Origin of the sequence: uncultured Microbacterium sp., from assembly GCF_963521645.1 — a bacterium.
In the GTDB taxonomy this organism is placed as follows: Bacteria; Actinomycetota; Actinomycetes; order Actinomycetales; family Microbacteriaceae; genus Microbacterium.
Genome location: NZ_CAUQVQ010000014.1, coordinates 43,749 through 50,365, shown reverse-complemented (window position 1 = coordinate 50,365; position 6,617 = coordinate 43,749). Strand labels below are relative to the sequence as shown.

The window sequence follows — 6,617 nt, the reverse complement described above, 5'->3', positions numbered from 1 at the left end:
GAGAAGAAGCGCACTGTGGGTGTGCTCGAGCCCGGCATCGAGAAGGTCGAGGACTACCTCGGCATCGACAATCTGTACGAGTCGGCGAACACGCCCCTGATCTCGTTCCTCAACAACTCGATCAAGGCGCTGGCGCTGTTCAAGAAGGACACCGACTACGTCGTCATGAACGACGAGGTCATGATCGTCGACGAGCACACGGGTCGCATCCTGGTCGGACGACGCTACAACGAGGGCATCCACCAGGCCATCGAGGCCAAGGAGGCCGTGCCGGTCAAGGCGGAGAACCAGACCCTCGCCACCGTCACGCTGCAGAACTACTTCCGCCTCTACGACAAGCTCGCGGGCATGACCGGAACCGCCGAGACCGAGGCCGCCGAGTTCATGTCGACCTACAAGCTCGGCGTCATCCCCATCCCGACGAACCGGCCGATGATCCGCAAGGACCAGTCCGACCTCGTCTACAAGAACGAGACCGCCAAGTTCGCCCAGGTCGTGGAGGACATCGCCGAGAGGCACGCGACCGGGCAGCCGGTGCTGGTGGGAACCACGAGCGTCGAGAAGAGCGAGTACCTGTCGCGGCTCCTCGCCAAGAAGGGCGTGAAGCACGAGGTCCTCAACGCCAAGAACCACGCTCGCGAGGCCGAGATCGTCGCTCGCGCCGGGCGCCTGGGTGCGGTCACGGTGGCCACCAACATGGCCGGACGAGGAACCGACATCATGCTCGGCGGAAACGCCGAGTTCCTCGCGGTCCAGGAGCTCAAGGCCAAGGGCCTCGATCCCGTCGAGACGCCCGAGGAGTACGAGGTCGCGTGGGACGAGACCTACGAGGCCATGAAGGACGTCGTCGCGGAGGAGGCGGAGAAGGTGATCGACGCCGGCGGACTCTACGTCCTCGGAACCGAGCGCCACGAGTCGCGTCGCATCGACAACCAGCTGCGCGGCCGGTCGGGGCGTCAGGGCGACCCGGGTGAGAGCCGTTTCTACCTGAGCCTCACGGATGACCTGATGCGCCTGTTCCAGTCCGGAGCGGCCGAGGCGATCCTGTCGCGCACGAACTTCCCCGACGATGTCCCGATCGAGTCCGGTCTCGTGTCGCGCGCGATCCGCAGCGCTCAGTCGCAGGTCGAATCGCGCAACGCCGAGATGCGCAAGAACGTCCTCAAGTACGACGACGTCCTGAACCGTCAGCGCGAAGCGATCTACGCCGACCGGCGCCACATCCTGCAGGGCGACGACATCGCCGATCGTGTGCAGCACTTCATCGAGGACGCTATCAGCGGCGTCGTGCGCGATCACACCGGCGAGGGCCACAACGAGAGCTGGGACTTCGACGCTCTGTGGACCGAGCTGAAGACTCTGTACCCGGTCAGCGTGACGATCGACGAGGTCGTCTCCGAGGCGGCCGGGCGCAAGGGCGGGATCACGGCCGACGGTCTCACGCGAGAGCTGCTGTCGGACGCCAAGATCGCCTATGAAGCGCGCGAGGAGTCGCTCGGAGAGGCGGCGACGCGCGAGCTCGAGCGTCGCGTCGTGCTGCAGGTGCTCGATCGCCGGTGGCGGGACCACCTGTACGAGATGGACTACCTGAAGGACGGCATCGGCCTCCGAGCGATGGCGCAGCGCGATCCGCTGATCGAGTATCAGCGCGAGGGGTACGCGATGTTCCAGTCGATGATGGGCCAGATCAAGGAGGAGTCCGTCGGGTACCTCTACAACCTCGAGGTCGAGGTGCGCAGGGCAGGCGACTCGCAGACGGCCGAGGTCGAGGCCAAGGGGCTCGCCGAGGGCGGGGGAGACCAGCGTCTCGAGTACTCCGCCGCGAACGACGCCGGTGAGGTCGAGGTGCGCGACGACCGCGGACGCGTTCAGCAGGCTGCGACGGAGAAGCTGCGTCAGGCCGCCGCCGCGAGCCAGGCATCGCCGGAGGAGTCCGCTCCCGAGGACGCCCCGCGTGGAGCATTCGGGCAGCGCACGCAGGCCCCGGCGGCACCTGCCGGCAACCGCGAGCAGCGGCGCGCGCAGAGCAAGAAGAAGAAGTAGAGCGCGCTGCGAAGAGGGGCCGATCCGGTGGGATCGGCCCCTCTTCGCGTCATTGTAGGCTTGCTCAATGACACCAACGCGCAACTTCGACCAGTCGTCGAAGCTCAAGAACGTCCTGTACGAGATCCGTGGGAACACGCTCGTCGAGGCGGCGCGTCTGGAGGCCGAAGGGCACCGGATCCTCAAGCTCAACACGGGCAATCCCGCGATCTTCGGGTTCGAGGCTCCTCATCAGATCGTGCACGACATGCTCGCGGCTCTTCCCACCGCGCATGGCTACAGCGACAGCAAGGGCATCATCTCGGCACGTCGTGCGGTGGTGAGCCGCTATGAGGAGATCGAGGGATTCCCGCGCTTCGATCCGGAGGACGTGTTCCTCGGCAACGGAGTGTCGGAGCTCATCACGATGACCATGCAGGCGCTGCTCGACGAAGGCGACGAGGTCCTCATCCCCGCCCCGGACTATCCGCTGTGGACGGCCATGACGAGTCTGGCGGATGGCACACCCGTGCACTACGTCTGCGACGAGGACAACGGCTGGCAGCCCGACCTCGAGGACATCCGTTCGAAGATCACCCCTCGCACCAAGGCCATGGTGATCATCAACCCCAACAACCCCACAGGCGTCGTGTACTCCCGCGAGGTGCTCGAGGGCATGGTGCAGATCGCACGGGAGCACCAGCTGCTGCTGCTGTCCGACGAGATCTACGACCGCATCCTGTTCGACGGCGCTGTGCACATCCCGACGGCCACATTGGCGCCCGACCTGCTGTGCCTGACGTTCAACGGCCTGTCGAAGACCTATCGTGTGGCCGGATATCGATCAGGGTGGCTCGTGATCACCGGTCCCCAGGATCACGCCAAGGGTTTCCTCGAAGGCATCACCCTGCTGGCGTCCACCCGACTCTGCCCGAACGTGCCCGCGCAGTATGCGGTGCAGGCCGCTCTCGGGGGAGTGCAGTCGATCGACTCGCTGATCGCTCCGACCGGACGCCTGCATGAGCAGCGCGACGTCGCGTGGGAAGGGCTCGAGTCGATCCCCGGCGTCTCGTGCGTGAAGCCGATGGGCGCTCTGTACGCCTTCCCGCGCCTCGACCCGAATGTGCACGAGATCAGAGACGACGCGAAGCTCGTCTACGACCTGCTGGTCTCCGAGCACATCCTGCTCGTTCAGGGAACGGGGTTCAACTGGCCCTCGCCCGATCACCTGCGACTCGTCACACTCCCGGAGCCGCGCGTCCTCGCCGAAGCCGTCGAGCGCCTCGGGAACTTCCTCTCGAGCTACCGGCAGTCGTAGCGCCCGGTTGCGCCGCGCCCGATCCGTGAGCGAGCGCACGCACGGCGGCCACGAACGAGGAGCGTGGAGTGACGTCGGTCATCGGCCGAGCGTGCAGCAATGAGGCGTCGGCGGCGCGCTGATCGAACGGCAGGAACGACACATCGGTGATGCCGGCGAAGCGTTCGAGGGTGCGCCTGATCTGTCCGCGTGCGTCGAGGCCGAGCGGACCGGGGCGCAGCCGATTCACCACGACGCGGATGCGGGACGGAGCGGCGAGCCGACTGAGCTCTCCGTGATCGCGGAGGAATCGGCTGATCCCCAGAGGGTCGGCTGACGCGACCGCCACGATCTCGTCGGCTTCCGCCAGCACGATCGACGTCGCGGCGTGTCGTCGGGGACCGGAGAGATCGTACGTGGCTTCGTCGTCGGCGTCGAAGGCGCTGGACACGTCGACCACGGTCTCGTCTGCCCACTCCCTGCAGATGCGAAGCGCTTCCTGGAGGCGGCTGGCGGACAGCTCCGGCCACCGGCTGGGACGGTTTATCCCGCCGAACACCTCGATCTGCCCGGCGCTCGTGTCGAGCGTGGTCGCGAGACGCGACAGCTCCGCACCGTCGAGAGCGCCGAGGTCGGCTCTGCGGCAGGCCGCGGCGATACCGGGCTCGTCGTCGCCGAGACCGAGCAGGAGGGCAAGCGACGGGGCGACGGTGTCCGCATCGATGAGCGCGGTCCGTCTGCCCGACCTCGAGAGCTCGACGGCCAACTGGATCGCCAGGGTCGACCGGCCGGGCGCCCCCGCGGGACCCCATACCGCGACGACACGATGCGGCGTCGGGTCCGGTCGCCGCCGTGATGCGCGCGGAGGATCCGCCTCCAGGGCCATCCCCACCTCCCACCCCGCGGCTTCTGCGGGCAGGGCGTTCATGAGCCCGTATCGCCCGAGCAGCCTGCTCTCGGCGTCGCCGAGCGGGACGATCCTCACGCCCGCCCGATCACAGGCGGCCACCAGAGCCGGTGTCAGGACTGCGCGTGTCGCCGTGACGATCGCGGCGTCCACTCCGGCCGGGAGCGGCAACAACGACGTCGGTGCCACGATGCCGACGACGTGGATCCCCTCGATCTGGAGTTCGGCGGCGAGCGCCGAGGCCCGCGGTTCCGGGATCGCGACGATCACCGTGGTCATGGTGCCGTCCCGATCGGCACCACCGAGAGCGCCGAGCCCCCGGTGATCGCGGCGAGCACGGCTGCGACATCGGCGCGGTCGATCACCACCTCGGCGACGGCTCCCGTCGACGCGAGCACGCCCTCAGACTCGGTGACCGCGGAGACGGTGACGTCGGCCACCAGCAGTCGCGGCGAGTCGTACGCAGTGCGCCCCTGGTCGAGGGGCGGCGCGTGCCAGACCTCCACGACGTCTCCCGGCGCGAGGTCGCGCGGAAGCCCCGTGGCGCTGTCGATCACCACGGTGGTCGTCGTGACCGTGTCGGCGTCCTCCGCCGCCGTCCGTGGAACGAGCTCTCCCTGGGCGATGGTGCGCTGCGCCACCTGACCGGGGGAGAGGTCGTGCGGCGCGAGATACTCTCCCGTCGCTGCGCCGAGGTTCACATCGACCACTCGGAAGTCCGCCGACACCAACGCCTCACCGACCACGATGGTGCGGTTGGCCTGCAGCACCGGGTCCGACGCGGTCGAGGAGGAGACCACGAGCCAGACACCGCCGATCGACGCGGCCACCAGCACCAGTCCGATCAGGAATCGGAGATCGCCCCAGAAGGCACGTCGAGATCGAGGCATCAGGTCCATGCCGTCATGGTCACAGAGATCCACGAGGAACAGCGGGAGTTATCCACAGCACACGCGCGCAGGGGGCGCGCCACGGAGAGCGGGGGACAATGGACGCATGCCCGACGCCTCGATGCCCGTCCAGCGTTTCCTCGCACCCGCGCAGGTCGCCGAACTGCTGTGCATACAGGTGGACGAGGTCATCGACCTGATCTGGGCGGGTCGGCTGCGGGGCTCCAAGCTGGGCTCGCCCGCACGCTGGCGGGTCGAGGAGTCGAGTCTGGCGGGCTACCTCGCCGAGCAGTCGGAGGAGGCGCGGCGCATGGCGCTCTGGCGACAGGCCAACGAGGCCAGCTTCCCCGAGGTGTGGGGCACGTCGCACGTTCACGGCATCTGAGTGCCCACCGTCTGGATCGAGGCGACGGCCGCGAACGGGACGACGCGAAATCCTCGGACCGCTCCCGCCGTCCGTGCGACACCGGGGTCGTGGAGGGCCAGATCGAGGTGATCGGCTCCGGCCCGATCGACCGTGCCGTGAAGATCGACTCCGTCGGTGAGGATGATCCGCACGGGCACGCGCCGACGCGCGAAGTCGCGCAGGAGGAACCCCAGCGTCATCCGCTCCCGCAGCGCGGGGGTCGGCTGCCCGGCATCCTCCAGGCTCGTCAGGAGCAGGCCGTGATCGATGCTCAGGCCCATGATCGCGCCCAGAGGGACGATCCGCATCGCGCGAGGCCGTGAGGGCTCTCCGTCCGTCACGGCGGCGGCCAGCCAGTCGGCGCCCAGCGACTGCAGGCGCACACGGATCCGGTGGCCAGGCAGGTCGAGGGTGGCCGCCGCGGATTCCGCACAGAGCACGCGAAGGCGAGTGCGCAGCTCGAGTCTCGAGATGCGCAACCGCTCCGATTCGGCGTCGAGCGCAGCCCTCTCGCTCTCCCACTCGGCGGCCAACTGCCCTTCGAGGTTCTCGAACAATCGATCCCAGTGCACCCGCCCACCGTAGGCCACCTCCCTCTCGGCGTACGAGTTATCCACATTCCTTCGAGGAACCCCCGGATCGGCCCCCGAGCGGCTGCTCTACTGGGCGCTGTCCACCCCGATCGAGAGTGCCGCCGATGACGCTTCATGAGTATTTCGCACCGCAGCCGACGCCCCGGGCCGAGCTCCCGGACCCGCATCCGCTGCTGCGAAGTCTCACGCAGGGCGTGCTCGAGGTGCTCGCGGGCGTGAGGGAAGTCGATCAGCTCGCTCGGTGGTTCAGCGAAGATGCGTACCGCAGTCTTGTGACGAGGGCGAATCTGTCGGCGAGGGCGCGCAGCGCGAGGGGGGTCTCGCCTGCGCGCCCGACTTTCACCGTGCTCTCGATCCGCGTCACGGAGCCGGTCGACGGCAAGGTCGAGGCGGTCGTGGTCGTGGCCGGGCCGGGCCGCACGCGCGCGGTCGCGATCCGTCTCGAGGGCCTCGACCGTCGGTGGCGTGCGACGTCTCTGGCGATCCTGTGAGCGGAGTCGTT

The 6,617-nt window shown here is 68.2% G+C and carries 7 protein-coding genes; 4 read left to right on the top strand and 3 right to left on the bottom strand.

The features are described 5' to 3' along the window. Positions 1-2,043 (top strand): preprotein translocase subunit SecA (locus tag RWO82_RS05760; protein ID WP_314424584.1); only part of this gene is annotated, 2,043 nt, incomplete at its 5' end. A 67-nt stretch (positions 2,044-2,110) separates the two neighbouring features. Continuing rightward, positions 2,111-3,340: a pyridoxal phosphate-dependent aminotransferase gene (locus tag RWO82_RS05755; RefSeq protein WP_314424581.1), complete on the top strand. Its 1,230-nt coding sequence runs from the start codon at positions 2,111-2,113 to the stop codon at positions 3,338-3,340. On the opposite strand, the gene RWO82_RS05750 is transcribed toward RWO82_RS05755, so the two are convergent. Both RWO82_RS05750 and RWO82_RS05745 read right to left on the bottom strand, forming a co-directional pair. Next, positions 3,261-4,505 carry a P-loop NTPase gene (locus RWO82_RS05750; protein WP_314424580.1) on the bottom strand — a complete coding sequence of 415 codons (1,245 nt, stop codon included), beginning with the start codon at positions 4,503-4,505 and terminating at the stop codon, positions 3,261-3,263. The two genes, RWO82_RS05755 and RWO82_RS05750, sit on opposite strands and share 80 nt — an antisense overlap. Continuing rightward, entirely contained in the window at positions 4,502-5,125 is a 624-nt protein-coding gene (locus tag RWO82_RS05745; RefSeq protein WP_314424577.1) for an SAF domain-containing protein, read from the bottom strand. The genes RWO82_RS05750 and RWO82_RS05745 overlap by 4 nt, the downstream gene beginning before the upstream one ends. 97 nt (positions 5,126-5,222) lie before the next feature. Here RWO82_RS05745 and RWO82_RS05740 point away from each other — a divergent pair, with 97 nt between their 5' ends. Next, complete coding sequence (locus tag RWO82_RS05740) at positions 5,223-5,501, top strand: helix-turn-helix domain-containing protein (protein ID WP_314424574.1); 279 nt, start codon at positions 5,223-5,225, stop codon at positions 5,499-5,501. On the opposite strand, the gene RWO82_RS05735 is transcribed toward RWO82_RS05740, so the two are convergent. After that, positions 5,489-6,139 (bottom strand): hypothetical protein, encoded by a 651-nt coding sequence (locus RWO82_RS05735; protein ID WP_314424571.1) that lies wholly within the window; start codon positions 6,137-6,139, stop codon positions 5,489-5,491. The genes RWO82_RS05740 and RWO82_RS05735 overlap by 13 nt on opposite strands. A gap of 80 nt (positions 6,140-6,219) precedes the next feature. Here RWO82_RS05735 and RWO82_RS05730 point away from each other — a divergent pair, with 80 nt between their 5' ends. Then, positions 6,220-6,606, top strand: coding sequence for an Rv3235 family protein (locus tag RWO82_RS05730; RefSeq protein WP_314424568.1), 387 nt, complete (start codon positions 6,220-6,222; stop codon positions 6,604-6,606). Positions 6,607-6,617 lie beyond the last annotated feature (11 nt).

What these genes read in the sequence shown, in the direction of transcription:
- RWO82_RS05750 (WP_314424580.1), bottom strand. Translation starts at nt 4,505, where the DNA reads ATGACCACGGTGATCGTCGCGATCCCGGAACCGCGGGCCTCGGCGCTC.
- RWO82_RS05730 (WP_314424568.1), top strand. Translation starts at nt 6,220, where the DNA reads ATGACGCTTCATGAGTATTTCGCACCGCAGCCGACGCCCCGGGCCGAG.
- RWO82_RS05755 (WP_314424581.1), top strand. Translation starts at nt 2,111, where the DNA reads ATGACACCAACGCGCAACTTCGACCAGTCGTCGAAGCTCAAGAACGTC.
- RWO82_RS05745 (WP_314424577.1), bottom strand. Translation starts at nt 5,125, where the DNA reads ATGGACCTGATGCCTCGATCTCGACGTGCCTTCTGGGGCGATCTCCGA.
- RWO82_RS05740 (WP_314424574.1), top strand. Translation starts at nt 5,223, where the DNA reads ATGCCCGACGCCTCGATGCCCGTCCAGCGTTTCCTCGCACCCGCGCAG.